Below are 21,600 nucleotides of genomic sequence, written 5' to 3'. Positions count from 1 at the left end.
TCAGTCCTCGAAGCCGGCGTGGTAGTCGGCGAACTCGGCCGCCTCGCGCTCCACGACCGGGTGCGCGTCGGCATACACGTGGTGGAACATCTCCTCGTGGGGAGGGTTGGGCATGGTCTGGCACGCGTGCCGGATCCGCCGGGCCAGCTCGTCCGCCTCGGCGTCGAGCTCGGTCAGCCACGCCTCGTCGACCATCCCCTCGGCCAGCAGGTAGGCCTTCATCCGGTCGATCGGGTCCTTGGCCTTCCAGAGGTCGACCTCGGCGGAGATGCGGTACTTCGTCGGGTCGTCGGAGGTGGTGTGCGCGCCCATCCGGTAGGTGAACGCCTCGATGAGCGTCGGCCCCTGCCCGGAGCGCGCGCGCTCCAGGGCGGCACGGCTCACGGCATACGTCGCGAGGACGTCGTTGCCGTCCACGCGCACGCCCGGGAAGCCGAAGCCGTCGGCGCGGCGGTAGGGCGGCACGCGGAACTGCCGGTCGTTGGGCTCGGAGATCGCCCAGTGGTTGTTCTGGACGTAGAAGACGACGGGCGCGTTGGCGACCGCGGCGAAGACGAGCGCCTCGTTGAAGTCACCCTGCGCGGTGCCGCCGTCGCCGGTGAACGCCATGACCGCGGTGTCGCGGGCCGGGTCGCCGGTCGCGACGTCGCCGTCCTTCTGGACGCCGAGCGCGTAGCCGACCGCGTGCAGCATCTGGTTGCCGATGACGATCGTGTAGAGGTGGAAGTTGTTCTCGTTGGAGTCCCACCCGCCGTGGTTGACACCTCGGAACATGCCGAGGAGGTTCTCCGGCGGCACGCCCTTGCACCAGGCGACGCCGTGCTCGCGGTAGCCCGGGAAGGCGTAGTCCTGGTGGCGCATCGCGCGCCCGGGACCCACCTGGGCCGCCTCCTGCCCGAGCAGGCTCGGCCACAGGCCCAGCTCGCCCTGGCGCTGGAGGGCGAAGCCCTCCGCGTCGACGCGGCGCACGAGGATGAGGTCGCGCAGCATCCCGCGCAGCGCGTCGGCGTCGAGGTCCTCGAGGTATGCCGCGTAGGGGCTGTTCACGTCCGTCACCGGGACCCGCGTCCCGTCGGCGGCGAGGAACTGGACCATGTCCGGACCGCCGTCGGTGATGTCGCGCTGCGGCGGCTCGTGGGAGCCGGCCGCCAGGGTGTCGGCGGCCCGCTCGACCGTCACGACGTCGTCGTCGCTCACGTCAGTACTCCTTCATCGTCGCGAGCCCGCAGCACACCGGGGGGCTGCGGTCGGCCCCGACGTTACCCCACGCTCCGTCCTGACCTCGGGGCAACCTCGGGCGGTGGTCCGAGCCGTCACCGGACGGGCAGGACCTCGGTCAGGAACTGCTCCGCCTGGGCGCGTGCCGCGGCGCTGGCGGGGGCGTGGTGGAACATCGGGTCGGGGTTGTCGAAGGCGTGCCCGGCGCCCTCGTGCAGCTCGAACCGGACGTGCGGGCGGGCGCCGCCGGCCGTGACCGCCTCGCGGATCTCCTCGACCGTGTCCATCGGGATGTAGGCGTCGGCGTCGCCGAAGACGTGCAGGCTCGGGACGTCCACGTGCTCGGCCAGGCCGAGGAGGTTCGGCAGCGCCGAGCCGTAGAAGCTGACCAGCGCAGCGACGGGCCTGCCGGCCTGCGCCGCGGCGGCCGCGACGTGGAAGGCCAGGCCGCCGCCGAAGCAGAAGCCGAGGAGGCCGACGCGCGCGGGGTCGACGCCCGGCACGGCCGCGAGGGCGTCGCGGGCCGCGAGCCCGTCGCGCACCGCGAGGTCCCAGTCGACCTGCTGCACGAGGGCCAGCCCCTCCTCGAGGCCCCCCTCGGCCGCGGGCCGGGTCACCACGGGCACCTGCGCACCGTCGTCGACCTGCCGCGCGTAGACGTGCGGGGCGAGCACGGCATACCCGAGGGAGGCGAGCCGGGCGCACCAGTCCTGCAGGTAGGGGCCGACGCCGAAGATCTCCTGGAAGACGACCAGCCCGGGGGCCGGCGCCCCCTCGCCAGCGCCCTCGGGCAGCCACAGCAGCGCGGGCAGCGGACCGTCTGGGGCGGCGATCTCGTGCGGGAGCGGGGTGCTCATGCGCGGTCCCGACCGTCAGGCAGCACGAGGTCGGTGACGACGCCGACGGCGGAGATGATCAGCGCGCCGAGGACGGCGTCCCAGAAGAAGTCCTCGACCGTGAAGTCGAGCCCGACCACGCCCGCCAGCCAGGAGGTCAGCGACAGCATGATCGCGTTGACGACCACCAGGAACAGGCCCAGCGTGAGGATCACCAGCGGGAAGGACAGCAGCTTCAGGACCGGCTTGACGATCGCGTTGAGGACGCCGAACACGATCGCGACGCCCAGCACGGTGAGGACCAGGTCGGTCCCGTCGCCGCCGAAGGAGATGCCGTCGAGCAGGGCCGCGGCGACCCACAGGGCGAGGGCGTTGGCGAGGATGGTCAGGATCATCTTCATGCGCCCATCGTGGCACGGGCGTCCGAGGCACCACGGGGCGCTCACTAGGCTGACGCCCATGAGCCAGCAGCCCACGTCGCCCGTCCGCCTGCGGTCCACCCTCGGTGGCGTGCCCGCGTACGTCCCCGGGAAGCCCGCGGCGCCCCTGGAGGGCGTGACGGCCTACAAGATCTCCTCCAACGAGAACCCCTACCCGCCGCTGCCCTCCGTGCTGGACGCCGTCACCGAGGCCGCCGCGTCGATGAACCGCTACCCGGACATGGGGGTGACCGAGCTCACCGCGGCGCTGTCCGAGCGGCTCGGCGTGCCGGCCACGCACCTCGCCACCGGCACCGGCTCGGTCGCCGTGCTGGCCCAGCTCATCGCCATCACCTGCGACCCGGGGGACGAGGTCGTCTACGCCTGGCGCTCGTTCGAGGCCTACCCGATCGTCGTCGCGCTGGCCGGGGCCACGTCGGTGCAGGTGCCGCTGGACGCGGACGCGCGGCACGACCTCGACGCGATGGCCGCGGCGATCACCGACCGCACGCGCCTCGTGCTCGTCTGCACGCCCAACAACCCGACCGGCCCCGCCGTGCGCGAGGACGAGCTGCGCGCCTTCCTCGCCAAGGTCCCGCAGGACGTGCTGGTCGTCGTCGACGAGGCGTACCTGGAGTTCACCACCGAGGAGACCGTGCCGGACGCGCTGGCGATCTACCGCCAGCACCCCAACGTGGCGGTCCTGCGCACCTTCTCCAAGGCCTACGGCCTGGCCGGGCTGCGGGTCGGGTATGCCGTGGCCCACGAGGAGGTCGCCACCGCCCTGCGCAAGGCGGCCACGCCGTTCGGCGTCACCGACCTGGCCCAGCGCGCCGCGATCGCCAGCCTCGACGCCTACGACGAGCTGGAGGTGCGCGTCAAGGAGCTGGTCGCCGAGCGGGAGCGGCTGGTCGCGGGCCTGCGCGAGCAGGGCTGGGAGGTGCCGGACGCCCAGGGCAACTTCGTGTGGCTGCCGCTCGGCGACGAGGCCGTGCCCTTCGGCCAGGCCTGCCAGGCGCGCGGGCTGACGGTGCGTCCCTTCGCCGGCGACGGCGTCCGGGTGACCGTGGCCGAGCCCGAGGCCACCGACCGTCTCCTCGAGGTCACGCAGGAGTGGCGCTCGTCCCGCTGAGCCGGCGGGGTCAGCCCTCGGCCCAGCGCGCCGTCGCGGCGCGGGTGAGGCGGGCGACGACATACGTCACCGTGTAGGACGCGAGCAGCACGAGCAGGGTGTCGGGGAAGAGGTCCTGTCCCCGGCGCTCGACCGCGAGCGTGAAGAACCACGGGACGGAGAGCCCCATCATCCCGGCCAGGGCCAGCGCCCAGGCACGGGCGGTCCGGCCGCCGATGAGCTGCGCGGGGACGGCCATGATGACGAGGGTCGAGAACGCCATCATCAGCTGGAACGCCACGCCCGAGCCGGTGTTGACCGACCACGACTGCCCCGACACCCACGCCAGCACGCCCCCGACGAGCATGATGAGCCACCCCTTGACGGGGTGCCCGACGCCGATGACGCTGGCGCCGCGGGGACTCAGAGACATGGTGGCAGCCTAGGCGACCGCCGGGCTCAGGCGCCCTGCCAGACGACGTCGAAGGGGGCGGCGCTGCTCAGGCGCGCCTCGATGCCGCGGGTGACGAACTCCTTGGCCGCCCTCGCGGCCTCGAAGGGCTCGTCGCCGAGCGCGAGGCGGGCGGCGACCGCCGCGGCGAGCGTGCAGCCTGCGCCGGCGACCTGCACCCCGCCGCCGAGCTTGGGCGAGGAGAGGATCTCGGTGCGGTAAGCGTCGACATACACGTCGACCGCGTCGTCGCCGGGCAGGTGCACGCCGCCCTTGGCCAGGACCGCGGCACCGGAGCGCTCGTGGATCCGTCGCGCCGCCTCGGTGAGGTCCTCGACGGTCTCGATCGACTCCATCCCGGCCAGCGACATCGACTCGAAGTGGTTGGGCGTGACGAACGTCGCCAGCGGGAGCACGTGCTCCTTGAGGGCGTTGTCGGTGTCCAGCGCGGCGCCGGGCTCCTGGCCCTTGCAGATGAGCACCGGGTCGAGCACGACCTGCCCGAAGGCCCGCTCGCGCAGCGCGCCGGCCACCGTCTCGATGGTCACCGGAGTGCCGAGCATGCCGATCTTGACGACCTCGAGCTGCTCGGGACCGTAGGCGGTCGTGATCACCTCGAGCTGGTCGGCGATGACGCCGGCGTCGACCGGGACGAAGCGGTGGCCCCAGTCGGCCTGGGGGTCGAAGCTGACGATGCAGGTCAGCGCCACGCAGCCGAAGACCCCGTGCTCCTGGAAGGTCTTGAGGTCCACCTGGGCACCGGCTCCTCCGGTGGCCTCGGAGCCGGCGATGGTCAGGGCGACAGGGGGCGTCTGCATCCCTCGATCATGGCACGTGGGCCAGGTCAGCCCTGGACGGGCGTGATCTCCTGGCCGGCGTAGCCCACGACCTGGCCCGGGCGGATCTGGGTGCCCCGGCGCATGACGGTCTGGCCGTCGACCGTGACCTCGCCGTTCTCCACGACCATGCGCGCCATCGCGCCGTCCTGGACGAGGTTGGCGAGCTTGAGCAGCTGCCCGAGACGGATCGACTCGTCGCGGATCGGGACCTGCTGGACCTCGCTCACCGGTGGGAGTCCGCGGTCTCCTCCTCGACGTCCTCGGCGACGAGGGACGGCTCGAGGAGGTTGGCGTACTCCGGGTGGTCCTGGATGTACTGGGCGACGAAGGGGCAGCTGGGGCGCACGCGCATCTTGTCGGCGCGGAAGGTGCGCAGGGCCTCCTCGGCCAGACGGGCGCCCAGGCCGTGGTGACGCCGGTCCGGGTCGACCTCCGTGTGCTGCAGGTCAGCCGTGCTGCCGTGCGTCTCGTAGGTCAGCTCGCCGATCACCGTGTCGCTGTCACCCTCGGTGATGACGAACCGGGACTCGGCCGGGCGGTGCGTGACTGTGGTGGTCATGGGACCACAGTAGCCAGGTGACGCCGGGGCGCACGGCAGCCCACCGGGTCGCCGGCAGCTGCCGACGACCCGGTAGGGGACGGTCAGGCGTCGGAGCTGTCGTCCGAGCCGTCGTCCGAGCCGTCGTCCGAGCTGTCGTCCGAGCTGTCGTCGGAGGGGTCGTGCATCATCGGCATCTGCTCGTCCAGCATCTGCGTGATCCGCTCCTCGTGGTCGGCCATCAGCGCGTCGACCAGCGTCTGCCGGTCGACGCCCTGCGCGTCGGCGATCTCGCCGAGCGTCGAGCCGTCCTGGAGCTGGGTGAGCAGCTCGTCCTCGCTGAGGCCGAGCGTCTCCGCGGCGGTCTCCATCATCTGGCCCGGGCCGCCCATGTGGCCTGGCATGTGCCCGCCCCTGTCACCCATGCGCTCGTGCATGGCGCCCATGCGGCCGTGCATGCCGGGGCCCCAGCTGCCGTCCGTCGTGCTGTCCTCGCCGGAGGTGCTCGAGTCGTCGGTGCTGCTCGAGTCGTCGGTGGTGCTCGCGCCGACGAGCCCGAGGTTGGTCGCCAGGCTGGGCGCCGTGGCGCCGAAGCCGACGACCGCCGCGGTGAGCGCCGAGACGCCCATGATGGTTGCGGTGGAGGTCTTCACAGTGGCCTTCCCTTCGGTCCGTGCCGCCGCTGGTGCGGCGACCTGAGACCCACTCTGCGCCGGTCAGGTATGCCGCTCCCCAGCCCCGCCTGTGCGTCACCTATGAGTCAGAGCCAGTCGACGCGGCCGGCGAGCGCGGCATACCCGAGGAAGGCGACCACGTCGAGCAGCGCGTGGGCGACGACGAGCGGCATCACCCGGCGCGTGCGGGCATACACGAACCCGAGCAGCAGGCCCATCGCGAGGTTGCCGACGAACGCGCCGAAGCCCTGGTAGACGTGGTAGGTCCCGCGGATCAGCGCCGACGTCACGACGATCGACGCGGTCGACCAGCCCGCCTGGGTCCACCGGGTGACGAGGTAGCCGACCATCACGACCTCCTCCAGCACCGCGTTCTGCACCGCCGCCAGGACGAGCACCGGCCCTGCCCACCAGACGGCCTCGAGGTTCGCGGGCGCGACGGTGGTGTTGAGGTCGAGGGCGCGGGCGCCGAGATAGAGGAGCAGGCCCGGTATGCCGATCGCAGCGGCCAGGGCGGTCCCGTGCAGCAGGTCCTGGGTCGGGTGGCGCAGGTCCAGGCCGAGCAGGCGACGGGCGGAGGGAGCGCCGGTCAGGTCGCGGGCCAGCAGGTGGAGCGCGAGGAGCACCGGCACGAGGGCGAGCCCGATGTGCGCGAGCTGGTAGGCGAGGTCGAGCCAGGGCCGGTCGGGGGTCACGCTGGTGTTCATCTGCGTCGTCTGGGCGGCCAGCGACTCCTCGGCGGTGAGCTTGCGCACGATCGACAGCACCGCCCAGACCGCCGACGCGCCCAGGCTGACCCCGAGGACGAGGGCGCTCTCGGTGAACAGGTCACGGCGCGCCAGCGACGACGGCGGGACGACGTGGTGCGGGCGCACGGGTGACCTCCTCGTGGTGCTGGGGTGGTCAGGTTAGCCGTGCTGGGTGTGCTCGTCCGTCTCGTAGACGTCCGGCACCCCGTCCTGGTCCGCGTCGACGGCGTCGGCGGCCGCGAGCCGGCGGTAGGTGGCGTTGCGGGAGGCGAGGACCGCCGAGCCCAGGGCCGCGGCGAGGAGCGAGGCGACGAAGATGCCCACCTTCGCGTGGTCGCCGGGCTCGGTGCCGACCCCGAAGCTCAGCTCGGCGACCAGCAGCGACACGGTGAAGCCGATGCCGGCGAGCGCCGAGACGCCGACGAGGTCGACCCAGCGCAGCGACGGGTCGAGGCTGGAGCGGGTGAGGGAGGTGACCAACCAGGTGGTGCCGGTGATGCCGACGATCTTGCCGACCACGAGCCCCAGGACGATCCCGATGGTCACCGTCGACCCGAGGGCCGTGAGGAGGCCGTCGAGACCCCCGACGTCGACCCCGGCGGAGAAGAAGGCGAAGACGGGGACCGCGACGGCGGCGGACAGCGGCCGGATGCGGTGCTCGAGCAGCTCGGCCAGGCCGTGGGCGTCGGGGCCGTCGGGCTCGCCCCGGTCGGCACGCACCCGGGCGGGGACGACCAGGCCCAGCACGACGCCGGCGATGGTGGCGTGGATGCCGGAGGCGTGGACGAGTGCCCAGAAGACGGCGCCGACCGGCAGGAGCAGCAGCCAGGCCGGCAGCGCGCGGTAGCGGAACAGCAGCCGCTGCCGTCGGGCCAGCAGGGCGAACACCGCGAGCGGCAGCAGCCCCCAGAGCAGCATCACCGGCTCCAGGTGCGAGGAGTAGACGAGCGCGATGATGAGGATCGCGATGAGGTCGTCGACGACGGCCAGGGTCAGCAGGAAGATGCGCAGCGCCGGCGGCAGGGCGGACCCGATGATCGCCAGCACCGCGACCGCGAAGGCGATGTCGGTCGCCGTCGGGATCGCCCAGCCGACGAGCAGCTCCGGGCTGCGGGCGTTGACGGCGGCGTAGATCAGGGCGGGCACGAGCACGCCACCCGCGGCGGCGGCGACCGGCACCACGGCCCGGTCGAGACGGCGCAGCGAGCCGATCATCACCTCGCGCTTGAGCTCCAGGCCGACCATGAAGAAGAAGACCGCCAGCAGCCCGTCGGCGGCCCACGCGCCCAGGCTCAGCCGCAGGTGCCACGGCTCGTAGCCCACCTCGGTCTCCCGCAGCGCCACGTAGGACCCTGCCCACGGCGAGTTGGCCCAGGCGATCGCCAGGACGGCGGCGAGGACGAGGAGGATGCCGCCGACGGTCTCCTTGCGGAGCAGGTCGCCGACGCGGACGACCTCTGACCACGCGGGCCGACCCAGGGCGGTCCTCGACGGGGTGGGCGGGGTGGGCGGGGTGGACTGCGGGGAGGTGGGCGGTGGTGTGGACGAGGTGCTCATGGTCGGCTCCTGAGGGGTTGCTGGACAAGGAGCCGACCAGACTTCCCGGCACACCGAGGTCCACCCTAGGTGCTGCGCGGTCGGTCGCGCAGGCCCGAAGATGAACCATGACGTCGCACCGGCCCGGTCCGGAGCGCGCGGAGGCCCGCTGGGAGCGGTTGCTGCCGGGCGTGGCGACCCTGCGGGGCTACCAGGCCGGCTGGCTGCGCGGCGACCTCCTCGCCGGGGTGACGGTCGCGGCATACCTCGTCCCGCAGGTGATGGCCTATGCGCGCGTCGCCGGCCTGCCCGCCGTCACCGGCCTGTGGACGGTGGTCCCGGCGCTCGTCGTCTACGCCGTGCTCGGCTCCTCGCGGCAGCTGTCGGTGGGGCCCGAGTCGACGACCGCGCTGATGACGGCGGCCGGTGTCGCGGCCCTGGTCGCGGCCGGCGCGGGGGCCGTGGACCACGGCGAGGTCGCGGCGCTGCTGGCGGTCGCGGTCGGCGTCATCTGCGGGGTCGGCTACCTGCTGCGCCTGGGTCTGCTGGCCGAGCTGCTCTCCAAGCCGGTGCTCACCGGCTACATGGCGGGGATCGCCGTGCTCATGGTCGTCAGCCAGCTGGACACGATCACCGGGCTCGACGTGCCCTCCGGCTCGGTGATCTCCGAGGTCGGGTATGCCGTCACGCACCTTCCCGAGGTCCACCTGCCGACGCTCGGGCTGGCGGCCACGACGCTCCTCGCGCTCGTCGCCCTGCACCGTGCGGGCCCACGGTGGCCGGGGCCGCTCATCGTCATGCTGGGGGCCGCCCTCGCCGTGCACCTGCTCGGCCGGGCGGGCGCGGGGCTGGCGCTCGTCGGGGAGGTGCCGCGCGGCCTGCCGACACCGCAGCTGCCGTCGCTGGACTCCGTCCAGCTGTGGCGGCTGCTGCCGGCTGCGCTGGGGGTGGCGGTGGTCGCCTACTCCGACAACGTGCTCACCGCGCGCGCCTTCGCCGACCGGCGCGGGGACGGGATCGAGGCCAACCAGGAGCTGCTGGCGCTGGGCGCCGCCAACGTCGCCGCCGGGCTGTTCCAGGGCTTCCCGGCCAGCTCGAGCGGCAGCCGGACCGCGATCGCGGACGCGAGCGGGGGCCGGACGCAGGTGCACTCGCTGGTGTCGGCGCTGCTCGTGGTCGCGACCCTGCTCTGGCTGGGGCCGCTCATCGGCTCCTTCCCCACCGCGGCGCTGGGCGGCGTGGTGGTCTTCGCCGCGGCACGGCTCGTCGACGTCGCCGAGCTGCGCCGCCTGGCCGGCTTCCGCGACAGCGAGCTGGTGCTGGCGGTGGCGACCACGGTGGCGGTGCTGGTGCTGGGGGTGCTGCCGGGGATCGGTGCGGCGGTCGCGCTGTCGGTGCTGGACCTGCTGCGGCGGATCGTGCACGCGCACGACGCGGTGCTGGGCTACGTGCCCGGCTACGCCGGGATGCACGACGTCGACGACCACCCGCAGGCGGTGCAGGTGCCGGGCCTGGTCGTCTACCGCTACGACGCCCCGCTGTTCTTCGCCAACGCGGCGGACTTCCGGACCCGGGCCCTTGCGGCGCTCGCCGACGCCCAGTCGCAGGGTCCCGTCCACTGGTTCCTGCTCAACGCCGAGGCCAACACCGAGGTCGACCTCACCGCGGTGGACGCCCTGGAGTCGTTGCGCACGGCGCTGGCCGACCAGGGCGTGCAGCTCGCGCTGGCCCGGGTGAAGGAGGACCTGCGCCAGCCGTTGGAGCGCGCCGGGCTGATCGAGCGGATCGGGCCGGACCTCGTCTTCCCGACGCTGCCCACGGCGGTGCTGGCGTACGCCCGCTGGTACGAGCAGCAGCACGGCCACGCCCCGCCCGGTCTGCGTATCCCGGAGCCACCTCCCGACCCGACCGTCTGAGGACGGCAAGAGGTCTTCCCCCCACGGCCGAGCGAGCGCATCATAAGAAGACCTCTGCTCCTCGGGAAGGGGAGGTCATGGTCAACCTCAGGACACCCGCCGACGTCGCCGACCGCGAGGTCATGCTGCGCCGGCTCGGCTACGACGTCTACGACGGTCCCTCGACGGTCCGGGCGGGGCTCTGCCACCCGCCGCCGAACGGCCACGCGCACCGCAGCGACTCCACGCACTACGTCGACGCCGGGGGCGGGTTCGGCACCCCGCGGGCGGGCGGGGCGGTCGACGTCGGCAAGGATCCCGCGGTCGGGGTCGCCGTGTCGGAGTTCGAGAAGGCCCACCTCGACGATCTCGCCGTGGTGCTGAAGAAGGCCGGCTTCCGGGTGATCTGGGGCGTGGAGAACCACTTCGACCATCTGCACTTCGACTACAACGTCGACGGCGGGCACATGCTGGGACCGCTCCAGGGCCCCAACGGCGGCTTCACCGTCGCGCAGATCACCGACGTGCAGAAGAGGCTGCGGCAGCTGCGGCGCAAGAACGGGCGCCGCTACTACAGCGGGACGCTCGACGGTCTGCGCCAGACGCACACGCGCAAGGCGATCAGGGACTTCAAGCGCGACCACGGCCTGCCGGTCGACGACGCCCCGGACCGCGTCATGCGTCAGACGCTGGCCGCGGCCCTGCGCCGTCAGGCGGCCGCGAAGGACACGGCGGCCAAGAACAAGGCGTCCAAGGACAAAGGGGCCAAGGACAAGGCACCGTCCGTGGACACGGCACCCAAGGACAAGGAGGGCGGTGAGGGGACGGCTGCCGACCTGCGCGCCCGGCTGGCGCGGTTCAGGATCGCCGGACCGACCAGCTTCTCCACCTCCGTCGCGGCAGCCTCCTTCGTCCCGCCACAGGGCTCGGGTGTGCTCCTCGCGGCCCGCGGGACCTCGGACGAGACCGTCGGCTCGCTGGCCGCCATGCGCACAGGGGCCACCTTCCTGCTGCTGCGGGACGACGGCGGCCTTCCCGCACCGGTCCGGCGGCACCTGGCCAGCACCGGCCCCGACTGGGTGCGCGTCGTCGGCGGCTTCCTCGCCGTCCCGGACGCGACGGTGGCCCTGGCCCTCCGCGCGGCCGGGATCCGGTTCTAGCCCCGGCGCAGCTCGCCCCGGGCGAGCAGCGCGAACGACACCAGCCAGTGCGTCGCCATGAAGTCGCCGTCGGTGATCTGCTCGACGACCGCGGCCTCCTGCGCGTCGGCGCCCGCCCGCAGGGTGTCGGCCACGTCGTCCAGGCCGGGGTATGCCGCCAGCTCGCGCAGCGCCCACGCTCGGCTGAGCGCGAGGCCGAGGAGGTGGGCGTACTGGCCGTCGGTCGGGTCGACGACGTCGGGGACGGCGAGCAGGTGGGCGTGCCCGCCCCGCCCGAGGCCGGGAAGGAAGCCGGCCAGCCACGCGGCATACCGGTCAGGGTCGAGCACCCGCCCCATCAGGAGGGCCTCAGTGAGCGCCGGCGAGAGGAAGTCGGTGCCGCCGGGCTCCCACGCGGTCGGGGCCTCGGAGTCGGCGCCGAACCAGTCCACGGCGCGCCGTCGACAGGCGTCGACGACGTCCGGGCGACCGAGACGGTCGTAGGCGTCGATCAGCAGGGTGAGCGCGAAGGCGTCGTTCTGGTGCTTGCCGTGCCGGACCGGGTAGGTCTGCCGCGGCAGCCAGGCGAGGACGTGGTCCGCGAGCACGTCGGCGAGGGGCCGGATCGAGACCGCCCACGAGGCCGCGTCCGGGTGGGCGGCCTCGCGCGCGGCGGCGGCGAGCTGGGCGGCCCAGGCCCAGCCGTAGGGGCGCTCGAAGGAGAGCCGGGCGCGCAGGTAGTCGACCTCGACCGCGACGTGCTCCTCGGTCAGCCGCTCCCCCAGCAGTGCGACCGCGGCAGCACGTTCGGGGTCCCCCAGCGCCTCGGCATACCCGTCGACGAGGCGGAGCAGGGACCACAGCATGTGCACGCACGAGTGCCAGTCGAGGGAGCCGTGGAAGGCCGGGTGCAGCCGCTCGGGGACCAGGACCCCGTCGTCGGGCCCCGTGACCGTGTGCCCCGGCATCCAGGGGTATGCCGTGCCCACCGCCTGCCGGGCCACGCGGCTCCAGCCGGCGAGGTCGGGTGCGGTGGGGTGGTCTACGGCGGCGGTTGGAGCCATGGGCCCCATTAGACACGGCCTGCTCAGGGGCGGAGCGGTCGTCCCATCGCGACGTGCAGCTGCACCCACACCGGCTGCTGCTCGTGCGGGATCTGGCAGACGTGGGCGAGGTCGACCCCGCGGGGATCGGTGAGCCAGCCGTCGGGCAGGCGGCCGGGCTCGAGCCCCGCCGCCAGGTCGGCCGGGGGCACGGGCAGTCCGTCGGCGCCGAGGAGGGCGCACCTGGTCAGCGAGCCGGAGGGGTGCCCCAGGGCGGCCTCGATCCACCGCAGGGCCTCCCGGTCCCCGTCCATGGCCCGCCAGTAGTTCTCCACCACGGCGCGCAGCCGCTCGAGGTGACCGGGCGGCCGCACGTGGGTGGACAGCCGGGACAGCTGCTGCTCGAGCGCGAGCGGCGGCGGGCCGCCCGCTGCGAGGAAACGCGTGCGCTCGTCGTCGTCGAGACTGCGGTCGTGCCACAGCGAGAGGCCGACCTCCCAGGCGAGGACGTCCCCCACCATGCCATCCTCGAAGAGCTCCTCGACCCGGGCCACGTCGACGTTCTCGCTTTCGGCGTGGGCGGCCCGGGGCAGGGTGTCGTCGGTCATGGGTCACCTTCCAGCGAGGGCGGGGCTCTCCCACCGATCCAGTGAGCATGCGCCGCCGCCCGGGGTCCCCGGCACACCCGCAAGGGTGAGACGTCCGCCGTCACTACACTGCGCGCCATGAGCAGCGAGGACCACTACTACGTCGCCCTGGGCGACGGTCGCTACCGGCCCACGATGCACACGCAGGGCGCCTGGCAGGAGAACGAGCAGCACATGGCGCCGATGGGCGGGCTGCTCGTCCACGCGCTGGAGCGGCACGACCCCCGGCCGGACCTGCAGTGGTCGCGGATCAGCTTCGACATCCTGGGGATGATCCACCTCGAGGAGACGACCGTCCGGACGCGGACGCTGCGCCCCGGCCGCACGATCGAGCTCGTCGAGGCCACCGCGAGCGCCGGAGGCCGCGACGTCGTGCGGGCCACCGCGTGGCGGCTGGCGGTGTCTGACACCAGCGCGGTGGCCACCATCGAGCGCGAGCCGATGTCTGGTCCCGACGAGGCCGGTCCGTGGACCGGCATGGAGCAGTGGGGCGGGGGGTTCATCCGCTCGCTGGAGTTCCGCGAGCTGACCGGTGGTCGCCCGGGCCGGCGGGCGGCGTGGATCGGCACCCGCCACCCGCTGGTCGCCGGCGAGGAGTCCACGCCGCTGGCCCGCTGGGCGGGCCGCCTCGACACGGCGAACGGCATCGCCATACGCGAGTCCCCGCAGGAGTGGCTGTTCCCCAACGTCGACCTCACCCTCCACCTGCACCGGACCCCCGTCGACGGGTGGCTGGGCCTGGAGACCGAGGTCCACTGGGGCCCGACCGGCATGGGGCAGACCTCCTCCGTGGCGCACGACGAGCTCGGGCCCGTCGGCACCGTCGAGCAGTCGCTGACGATCCGCCGCCGCTGAGCTGAGGGCGGGCGATGTGACCCGTTGGTAACGATCTGGCAAAGACCGTTTACTTCCGGGCGCCGACGGGTGAGGATCACCGAGGCTCGGGACCGCCACACAGTCGTGTGCAGCCCCGTGACCGGTCTCGTCCCCCGTTCGAAAGAGGATCCCGTGGTCCGACCCACCCCAAGTCGGGGTGCGCGCATCGCTGCGCTCGCCGCCGTCGCCACCGTCGTCTCACCGCTCGCCGTCACGGCGACCGCGGCGCCCCAGCTGCAGGTCGACCAGACCCGCAAGACCTACATCGTCCAGCTCGAGGCGGACCCGATCGCCTCCTACGAGGGCGGCACCGCCGGCATCGCGGCGACCAAGCCGGCCCCGGGCCAGAAGGTCAAGGCCGACTCCGCGAACGCCAAGAAGTACGACGCGCACCTGCGCAAGCAGCACGCCAAGGCGCTGCGCGACGCGGGCCTGTCCGCCGACCGCAAGGGCCACGACTACACCGTCGCGCTCAACGGCTTCACCGCCGCGCTGACCGCCTCCGAGGCCGCGCAGCTGGCCAAGACCTCCGGCGTCGTCAACGTGTGGGAGGACGAGGTCCGGTATGCCGACACCGTCACCACCCCGGACTACCTGGGCATGAGCGGCGACGCCGGCGTCTGGGCCACGCAGTTCCAGGGCGAGGCCAACGCGGGCAAGGGCATCGTCGTCGGCGTCCTCGACACCGGCATCGACCCCGACAACCCCAGCTTCGCCTCGATCGGCGCGGCGGCGCCCGACGGCGACTTCGTGTGCGAGAACGAGAACGACCCGGAGTTCCAGTGCTCCGACAAGATCGTCGGCGCCCGCTACTACGGCGCGGACTACGGCAACACGGTCGCCTACGACTTCGAGAGCCCGCGCGACGCGAACGGCCACGGCTCGCACACCGCCGGCACCTCGGCGGGCAACCACGGCGTGCCGATGACGATCGAGGGCTACGACCTCGGCGAGGGCTCGGGTATGGCGCCCGCCGCCCAGATCGCGGTCTACAAGGGTCTGTGGAAGCAGGCCGACGGCAACGGCTCCGGCACGACCTCCGGTCTGGTCGCCGCGATCAACGACGCGGTCGCCGACGGCGTCGACGTCATCAACTACTCCATCTCCGGCTCGCGCACCTCGGTGATGGGTCCGGACGAGGTCGCCTTCCTCTTCGCGGCCGACGCCGGCGTCTTCATCTCGACCTCCGCGGGCAACAGCGGCGACACCGTCGGTGTCTCCTCGGTGGCGCACAACTCCCCGTGGACCATGACGGTCGCGGCGAGCTCGCACAGCCGTGGGGCCGAGAAGACGGTCACCCTGGGTGACGGCAGCAGCTACGAGGGTGTGGGCATCGGCGACGCCGTCGGCCCGGCCCCGCTGGTCCTCGCGAGCGCCGTGGCGCTCCCGGGCGTCTCGGCGACCGCTGCCACCCAGTGCTGGCTGGACGCGGACAACAACGCGAGCAACGGCTCGACCCCGACGCTGGACCCGGCCAAGGTCGCCGGCAAGATCGTCGTGTGCGACCGCGGCACCGTCGCCCGCGTCGACAAGAGCGCGGCCGTCAAGCTGGCCGGCGGTGTCGGCATGATCCAGACCAACACCTCGGACGCGCAGTCGCTCAACGCCGACTTCCACACGCTGCCGAGCATCCACCTCAACGCCACCAACGGCGCCCCGGTCAAGGCCTACGCCGCGACCGCGGCCGAGCCCACGGCCACCATCTCGGCGGCCTCCACCGAGCCCGTCGTCGCTCCGGTCATGGCCGGCTTCTCCTCCTACGGCCCGGCGCTGGCCGGCGGCGGTGACCTGCTCAAGCCGGACATCACCGCCCCCGGAGTGGACGTGGCCGCGGCATACCACGAGGACCTCGAGACGGGTGAGCCGACGTTCAACTCGATCTCCGGCACCTCGATGTCGGCCCCGCACATCGCGGGCCTGGGCGCGCTGCTCAAGCAGAAGTACCCGACCTGGAGCCCGGCCGCGATCAAGTCGGCCATGATGACGACCGCGCGTCAGACGGACACCTCCGGCGCGCCGATCCAGTGGTCGAAGGGCAACGCCACGCCGCTGAACTTCGGCGCCGGCGAGGTCGTCCCGGGCAAGTCCTACAACCCCGGCCTGGTCTACGACGCCGGCTGGAACGAGTGGCTGGCCTACGCGTGCGGGATCGGCCAGCTGGCCTCCCCGTGCCCGGAGACCCCGGTCGACCCGAGCGACCTCAACTACCCGAGCATCGCGGTCGGTGACCTGGCCGGCTACCAGGAGGTCACCCGCACGGTGACCAACGTGACCGGCAAGAAGCTGCAGTACACCGCCAAGGTCGAGGCTCCCGCCGGCTTCTCGGTCAATGTCGTGCCCAAGCGCCTGACGATCCCGGCCGGCAAGAGCGCGAAGTTCAAGCTCGAGATCACCCGGACGACGGCGCCGATGAACGCCTACGCCTTCGGCGCGCTGACCTGGACAGCCAAGGGCTACACCGACGTCCGCAGCCCCATCGCCCTCCGCCCGGTCGCGCTCGCCGTGGCCAAGGAGGTCGACGGCTCCGGCGCCACCGGCTCCGCTGCCATCACCCTCACCCCGGGCTTCACCGGCACGCTGAACACGGACGTCGACGGGCTTGTGGCGTCTACGCCCGTGAGCGTCACGGCGACTCCTGACACGGACGCCGAGACGTACTTCGACGTCGCAGCGGGCACGAAGGTGCTGCGCGTCGCGTCGTACGACTCCGAGGTGGACGCCGCGGACATCGACCTGACGCTCTACTACAAGGGCGCCCAGGGGTGGGCCGCGGTCGCGCAGAGCGCGGGAGGCTCCTCCGAGGAGGTCATCACGCTGACCAACCCGGCCGCGGGTACCTACGCCGTGGTGACCGACCTCTTCACCAACGAGCCCTCGGTGACCTTCCCGCTGCACACGTGGCAGGTGGCTGACGGCGCTGCGGGCAACCTCACCGTGACGCCGTCGCCGGTCGCGGTCACCCAGGGCACCGCCACGACGCTGACCGCTGCGTGGTCCGGCCTGGACGCGAGCAAGCGCTACCTGGGACGGGTCAGCTACCTCGACGGCACCACCGTCGCGGGCAGCACGCTCGTCTCGATCGCCCCCTGAGGTGACACAACGGCAACGCCTCGCTGAGCGTTGCTGAACCTCTCTCAGAGAGCCCCTCCCGGACGTCCGGGAGGGGCTCTCTTCATAATGTGTCCCAGATCACATTTTCTCCGGGCAACGATCGGCTCGCTCGCGACGTCTATAGGTATGTCGGGACGGGACACCCGACACCGCCGGAGGGGCCGCGCAAGCGGGGCCGGGGGTTGCATGGGGCGGGGCGCTGGTTCAGGGGACCGGCGCCCCGCCTCCTGCATATAGTCGTGGTTCCGATGGAAGGATCTCGATGACGAACCCGTTCCGGAGGCCGGCCCCTCTGCCCGCCGTCGCCCTCGCCCTCGTGCTCGGCACCGCAGGGCTCGCCGGCTGCGGCGAGGCCGAGTCACCCGGCGCACCGACCGTGATGCCCCCCAGCCCGTCGGACGCCAGCACGGCGTCCGGATCGACCGAATCGACCGAGCCGACCACCCCGACCTCGGAGGACACCGTGAAGCCCAGCGACGGCCAGATCAGCCCGCAGCCCACCGGCGCCGAGGGCCTGCCCACGGGGCCGGTCCCTGACGACGTCCTCGAGCGCCCCGAGGTCAAGGAGGCGATCGCCGCCGAGGCCGAGCGTCTGGGCGTCGACGCCTCCGAGGTGTCGGTCGCCGGCTACGCCGAGGTGACCTGGCGCGACGGCAGCATCGGCTGCCCGCAGCCCGGCATGATGTACACCCAGGCGCTCGTGCCTGGCCAGCAGCTGGTCCTCGAGGTCGACGGCTCCCTCGCGAGCTATCACTCGGGCAAGGCCGGCTCGTTCTCCTACTGCGCCAACCCGCAGGCACCACTTCCCGGTGGTAGCGGCAGCGACACCCGCTGAGCGGACCTCGCTGATCAAACGTCGCTGGTCGGCCCTCGCTGAGCGAACGTCGCTGGTCGGACCTCGCTGAGCGAACGTCGCCGGGTGGTCAGCGCCACCTGGCGAGGCGGTGTCGTCCGACCACTCAGACGTCCCGGACATGCCTGTGCACCCGGCCTCCCCAGGCCGGGTGCGGGGCGGGGTCGTCATAGGTGCCAGGTCACCCCGGACCCGTCGATCGTGCACGTGAGGTCGTCACGGTGGACCCGGCTGTGGTGCCCCTCGCAGAGCAGAGCCAGCGAGTCCAGGTCGGTCCGGCCGCCCCGTGACCACCACGGGGCATGGTGCGCGATCGTCCACTGCGCGGGCACGGTGCACCCCGGGAACGTGCAGCCCTTGTCCCGCAGGTAGAGCGCCTTGATCTGCGCCCCTGTCGCCAGCCGTACGGCCTTGCCCATGTCCAGCAGCTCGCCCTGGCTGCCGAGGACGGCCGGGATGATCTCGGCCTCGCAGGCCGCCTGACGCACCTGCCCGGCCGACAGCCGCCCGCCGGCCAGCGTCTGTCCCTTGCCCGGTCGCTCACCGCGCAGCTGGTCCAGCCCCATCGTGATGAATAACGTCGCCCGCGCCATCTGCGGTGTCCCCTCGGGGCAGGCCAGCCCGCGCCCGATCACCGCCATCAGCGCGTCGAAGCGCCGCGCCTCCGGGAGCCGCTCGTCCGGCTCGCCGTCCGGCCCCGGCTGCGGCGCCGCGAGCCGGGAGGCCATCAGTCCCTCGAGGACCTGGGCCTGCCGCTCCGGCGCGTCGATCGTGAACCTGGTCAGCCCCTTCCCGAGCGGTCGCGAGGTCACCGACCGCATCTCGTGGGCGGCACGCTCCCCCGCCTTGCCCTTCTCGTCGTCCAGCACGACCTCGAGCAGGTGGTCGCACGCGGCCTGCAGCAGGGCATCGGTGAGCTCCGTCTTGCCGGCCGCCCTGAGCAGGATCCGGAGGTAGCCGGCGTAGTCCTCCGCATCCTGCGACTTCCGGATCTTCTCCAGCGCCCGCACGATGATCGCCCCGCGCCGCACCGGGAACCGCCCCTCGACGATCGCCGTCCGGATCTCCCGGTTGGCCTCGTGCCGGCAGGCCCGCGCGACGACGGCGACCTTGCCCAGGAACACCCTGTCCGCCCACGTCATCTGCAGCGCCAGCCAGTCGACCAGCCCGTGACCGCTCCCGCGGTGCAGCTGCCGCTCGCACGCCTCGTCGGCGAGCCCGAACACCAGCGCCTCCATCTGCAGCGAGACGCGCTCGCACTCCCCCACCGCGGACTGCAGCGCGGCCGACGACACCTCCGCGAGCGCGGCGTCGCCCACGGACGCCCCTGCCGCCCCCTGGTTGGCAGTGCGCAGCCCCTCCTCGACCCGCACGCCCGCGCTCCGCGCGGCCCACTCCGCCTGCGCGTCCTCGCGCAACGCGTGGAAGAAGTCCTGCCAGAGCTCCTCGGACGTCGGGTCCTCCTCCGACCACCAACCCTCCGGGGCGTCCGGGTCCGGCATGTCCGCCTCGATCGAGGCCAGGAAGGCAGGGTCCGACCACGGGCCCTCATCGAGCCCCGCCCCGGTCGGCATCTCCTCCATGCCGACACCCTCCCACCCAGCACCGACAGACCCGCCCCCCACGCCATACCCCCTCCACGACAGCCCCCTCCACCGACCCCCTCACCCGCACGGGCCCCGCCAGCCCGTCAGACGCCTCCCCCCGGCACGACCGGCCACCCCGGCGCGCCGAGGTCGTGGACCACCGCCGACCGCGGCGGCCGGTCGAGGAAGCGCGCCAGGACGTAGAGCAGCCCGCCCGGCACCAGCAAGAACGCGGTAAACGCCGCCGAGATCCCCAGCTGCGCGAGGACACTGATCCCCGACCCGTCCATCGAGATCGTCCCCATCATCAGCCCCAGGCTCAGCGCCAGGAGCACCACACCGAGGTAGAGCACCCGGACCACCTTCGCCCACGGCCGTCGTACCCCGAGCAGGAGCAGCGACGAGGCCAGCGTGGCCCAGGTCGTGCGGGCCGGCCGGTGCGCCTCGACCTCCGCCACCTGCGCGTTGACCGAGGCGTAGACCGCGTCGAGGTCGCTGCGCGCCCGCTCCAGGTGCGCACCGTGCTCCGGGCCGCGCTGCTCCTCACCGAGGTTGCCGTAGGCCGTCAGCCACCCCGCGATGAACGCCACCTGCCTCGTCCCCTGGTCCAGGACCGCGGCGCGCCGGTGCTCCCAGCGGCGGTTGTCGCGCCACTCCTTGAGCAGCAGCCCCAGCCCGGCGACCGCGGCCGTGATGAGCGGGCTGAGCAGCGCGATGACGATCTCTTGCGACATGGCGTGGACCCCTTCCTGCCGGTTGACGCTCCTCCGATGGTCCCACCGCGGCCCCCCGCTGCGGAAGGGTTGCGGCGCTCCCCCTCGGTCCGGGTATGCCGCGCCCCTCCCCTTCTTCTCAGATCAGGTATGCCGTGCCGCGCGGCTCGATCTGCAGCCGCACCTCGCGTCCCTCGAGCTGGGCGCTGGGGTCGTCGCCGAGCGCCGCGACCTCGCCGACGCCCTCCACGTCGACGGTGAGGTGCACCGCGTCGGAGACCGCCACCGCGCGCCGTACGACGCCGCGCAGCGGGCCGTGCGGGTCGAGCCGGAAGCCGGAGCGCCGCACGGCCAGAACGCCTGTCCGGTCCGGCACTAGCGGCTGTCCGGTCGGGGGTGGGGCGCTCGGGGGTGGCACTAACGCCTGTCCGGTCGGGGGTGTGTCGGTCGCGGGTGGCACTAGCGCCTGTCCGGTCGGGGGTGGGGTGGTGGCGGGTGGGGTGGTGGTGGTGGCGGCGCGCACGAGGTCGGCCGCGTCACCGGTCAGGAAGGTCTCGTAGCCGATGAACTCGGCGACCTCGCGGGTGGTGGGGGCGCGCCATACCTCGGCGGTGCTGCCCTCCTGGACCACGCGCCCGGCGAGCATGACCGCCATCCGGTCCGCGATCGTGAAGGCCTCGTCGTGGTCGTGCGTGACGAGCACCGCGGTGGTCCGCGTGGCGACGAGGATCTCGCGGAGGTCGCCGGCGAGGCGTTCGCGCAGGGACCGGTCCAGCGCGGAGAGCGGCTCGTCGAGCAGCAGCAGCGCCGGCTCCGCCGCGAGCGCCCGGGCCAGCGCGACCCGCTGCTGCTCGCCGCCGGAGAGGGTGGCGGGACGGCGCGCGGCATACCCGGGCAGGCCGACGAGCTCGAGCAGCTCGTCCACGCGTCGGCGCCGCTGCGCCGCGGGCACCCTGCGCAGGCGCAGGGAGTAGCCGATGTTGTCCGCGACCGACGCGTGCGCGAAGAGCTGTCCGTCCTGGAACATCAGCGCGAAGCCGCGCTCGTGCGTCGGTACCCCGGCCAGGTCGCGCCCGTCCCAGGCGATCCGCCCGCCGGCCAGCGGCTCGAGCCCGGCGACGGCGCGCAGGAGCGTCGACTTCCCGCACCCCGACGGCCCGAGGACGGCGAGCACCGACCCCTCGTCCACGGTCAGCGACACGTCGTCGACGGCCACCGTCGCCCCGAAGCGCACCGTCACGTCATCGCACTGCAGCACGCGCACACTCTCCCATCCGGAGCATGGTTCGACCGGACAGGCGGTAGTGCCGCTCCGGTCGGGTTGAGGCGGCCCGGCGGCACCAACGCCTGTCCGGTCGGGTTGCGG

General features: G+C 73.0%; 21 protein-coding genes. 6 read left to right on the top strand and 15 right to left on the bottom strand.

The features are described from left to right. The 3 genes from pdhA to IEV65_RS14190 all read right to left on the bottom strand — a co-directional run bounded on the left by pdhA (position 1) and on the right by IEV65_RS14190 (position 2,455). Complete coding sequence (gene pdhA / locus IEV65_RS14200) at positions 1-1,197, bottom strand: pyruvate dehydrogenase (acetyl-transferring) E1 component subunit alpha (protein WP_371870171.1); 1,197 nt, start codon at positions 1,195-1,197, stop codon at positions 1-3. Positions 1,198-1,313: 116 nt separating this feature from the next. Next, a complete protein-coding gene (locus tag IEV65_RS14195) occupies positions 1,314-2,075 on the bottom strand; it encodes a dienelactone hydrolase family protein (RefSeq protein ID WP_188431918.1) in 762 nt (253 codons plus the stop codon). Continuing rightward, the gene (locus IEV65_RS14190) at positions 2,072-2,455 is read right to left on the bottom strand and encodes a phage holin family protein (RefSeq protein WP_188431917.1); all 384 of its coding nucleotides are present in this window, start codon (positions 2,453-2,455) and stop codon (positions 2,072-2,074) included. Before IEV65_RS14190 ends, IEV65_RS14195 begins: the two co-directional genes overlap by 4 nt. A 58-nt stretch (positions 2,456-2,513) precedes the next feature. On the opposite strand from IEV65_RS14190, the gene hisC reads away from it, so the two are divergent. Next, positions 2,514-3,605 (top strand): histidinol-phosphate transaminase, encoded by a 1,092-nt coding sequence (gene hisC / locus IEV65_RS14185; RefSeq protein WP_188431916.1) that lies wholly within the window; start codon positions 2,514-2,516, stop codon positions 3,603-3,605. A 10-nt stretch (positions 3,606-3,615) separates the two neighbouring features. On the opposite strand, the gene IEV65_RS14180 is transcribed toward hisC, so the two are convergent. The 7 genes from IEV65_RS14180 to nhaA all read right to left on the bottom strand — a co-directional run bounded on the left by IEV65_RS14180 (position 3,616) and on the right by nhaA (position 8,392). Further along, a complete protein-coding gene (locus IEV65_RS14180) occupies positions 3,616-4,017 on the bottom strand; it encodes a hypothetical protein (protein WP_188431914.1) in 402 nt (133 codons plus the stop codon). A gap of 26 nt (positions 4,018-4,043) precedes the next feature. Beyond that, the gene (locus IEV65_RS14175; protein WP_188431912.1) at positions 4,044-4,853 is read right to left on the bottom strand and encodes a bifunctional hydroxymethylpyrimidine kinase/phosphomethylpyrimidine kinase; all 810 of its coding nucleotides are present in this window, start codon (positions 4,851-4,853) and stop codon (positions 4,044-4,046) included. 26 nt (positions 4,854-4,879) lie between these two features. Continuing rightward, positions 4,880-5,101: an RNA-binding S4 domain-containing protein gene (locus tag IEV65_RS14170; protein WP_188431910.1), complete on the bottom strand. Its 222-nt coding sequence runs from the start codon at positions 5,099-5,101 to the stop codon at positions 4,880-4,882. Then, positions 5,098-5,433, bottom strand: a complete 336-nt coding sequence (locus IEV65_RS14165) for a GNAT family N-acetyltransferase (protein ID WP_188431908.1) — start codon at positions 5,431-5,433, stop codon at positions 5,098-5,100. The genes IEV65_RS14170 and IEV65_RS14165 overlap by 4 nt, the downstream gene beginning before the upstream one ends. Positions 5,434-5,516: 83 nt before the next feature. Further along, on the bottom strand, positions 5,517-6,065 hold the full coding sequence (locus IEV65_RS14160; protein WP_188431907.1) for a hypothetical protein: 549 nt from the start codon (positions 6,063-6,065) through the stop codon (positions 5,517-5,519). 107 nt (positions 6,066-6,172) lie between these two features. Continuing rightward, the gene (locus tag IEV65_RS14155; protein WP_188431904.1) at positions 6,173-6,961 is read right to left on the bottom strand and encodes a CPBP family intramembrane glutamic endopeptidase; all 789 of its coding nucleotides are present in this window, start codon (positions 6,959-6,961) and stop codon (positions 6,173-6,175) included. Positions 6,962-6,994: 33 nt separating this feature from the next. Next, positions 6,995-8,392 (bottom strand): Na+/H+ antiporter NhaA, encoded by a 1,398-nt coding sequence (gene nhaA, locus IEV65_RS14150; RefSeq protein ID WP_188431902.1) that lies wholly within the window; start codon positions 8,390-8,392, stop codon positions 6,995-6,997. Positions 8,393-8,499: 107 nt separating this feature from the next. Here nhaA and IEV65_RS14145 point away from each other — a divergent pair, with 107 nt between their 5' ends. Next, the gene (locus IEV65_RS14145) at positions 8,500-10,287 is read left to right on the top strand and encodes a SulP family inorganic anion transporter (protein ID WP_188431900.1); all 1,788 of its coding nucleotides are present in this window, start codon (positions 8,500-8,502) and stop codon (positions 10,285-10,287) included. 77 nt (positions 10,288-10,364) lie between these two features. Continuing rightward, complete coding sequence (locus IEV65_RS14140; RefSeq protein ID WP_188431898.1) at positions 10,365-11,426, top strand: peptidoglycan-binding domain-containing protein; 1,062 nt, start codon at positions 10,365-10,367, stop codon at positions 11,424-11,426. On the opposite strand, the gene IEV65_RS14135 is transcribed toward IEV65_RS14140, so the two are convergent. Next, complete coding sequence (locus IEV65_RS14135) at positions 11,423-12,469, bottom strand: DUF2891 family protein (protein ID WP_188431896.1); 1,047 nt, start codon at positions 12,467-12,469, stop codon at positions 11,423-11,425. The two genes, IEV65_RS14140 and IEV65_RS14135, sit on opposite strands and share 4 nt — an antisense overlap. 23 nt (positions 12,470-12,492) lie before the next feature. Beyond that, a complete protein-coding gene (locus tag IEV65_RS14130; RefSeq protein WP_188431894.1) occupies positions 12,493-13,056 on the bottom strand; it encodes a hypothetical protein in 564 nt (187 codons plus the stop codon). Between the two features lie 117 nt (positions 13,057-13,173). On the opposite strand from IEV65_RS14130, the gene IEV65_RS14125 reads away from it, so the two are divergent. The 3 genes from IEV65_RS14125 (at position 13,174) to IEV65_RS14115 (ending at position 17,917) form a co-directional block, all read left to right on the top strand. Beyond that, a complete protein-coding gene (locus IEV65_RS14125; protein WP_188431892.1) occupies positions 13,174-13,950 on the top strand; it encodes a thioesterase family protein in 777 nt (258 codons plus the stop codon). A gap of 153 nt (positions 13,951-14,103) precedes the next feature. Next, positions 14,104-17,061 carry a S8 family serine peptidase gene (locus IEV65_RS14120; protein ID WP_188431890.1) on the top strand — a complete coding sequence of 986 codons (2,958 nt, stop codon included), beginning with the start codon at positions 14,104-14,106 and terminating at the stop codon, positions 17,059-17,061. A gap of 283 nt (positions 17,062-17,344) precedes the next feature. After that, positions 17,345-17,917 carry a DUF8738 domain-containing protein gene (locus tag IEV65_RS14115; protein ID WP_188431888.1) on the top strand — a complete coding sequence of 191 codons (573 nt, stop codon included), beginning with the start codon at positions 17,345-17,347 and terminating at the stop codon, positions 17,915-17,917. Positions 17,918-18,102: 185 nt separating this feature from the next. Here the strand turns inward: IEV65_RS14115 and IEV65_RS14110 are convergent, their stop codons facing one another. The 3 genes from IEV65_RS14110 to IEV65_RS14100 all read right to left on the bottom strand — a co-directional run bounded on the left by IEV65_RS14110 (position 18,103) and on the right by IEV65_RS14100 (position 21,492). Continuing rightward, positions 18,103-19,518, bottom strand: a complete 1,416-nt coding sequence (locus IEV65_RS14110; RefSeq protein ID WP_188431885.1) for an HNH endonuclease signature motif containing protein — start codon at positions 19,516-19,518, stop codon at positions 18,103-18,105. Positions 19,519-19,625: 107 nt separating this feature from the next. Continuing rightward, entirely contained in the window at positions 19,626-20,255 is a 630-nt protein-coding gene (locus IEV65_RS14105; protein ID WP_188431883.1) for a hypothetical protein, read from the bottom strand. A gap of 118 nt (positions 20,256-20,373) precedes the next feature. Next, positions 20,374-21,492, bottom strand: a complete 1,119-nt coding sequence (locus tag IEV65_RS14100; RefSeq protein WP_188431881.1) for an ABC transporter ATP-binding protein — start codon at positions 21,490-21,492, stop codon at positions 20,374-20,376. Between the last annotated feature and the right edge of the window lie 108 nt (positions 21,493-21,600).

The sequence above is a fragment of the Ornithinimicrobium tianjinense genome (assembly GCF_014636495.1).
GTDB lineage: Bacteria > Actinomycetota > Actinomycetes > Actinomycetales > Dermatophilaceae > Ornithinicoccus > Ornithinicoccus tianjinensis.
Note: the sequence above shows the minus strand (reverse complement) of the source record. Positions and strands in the feature narration are given on the sequence as shown.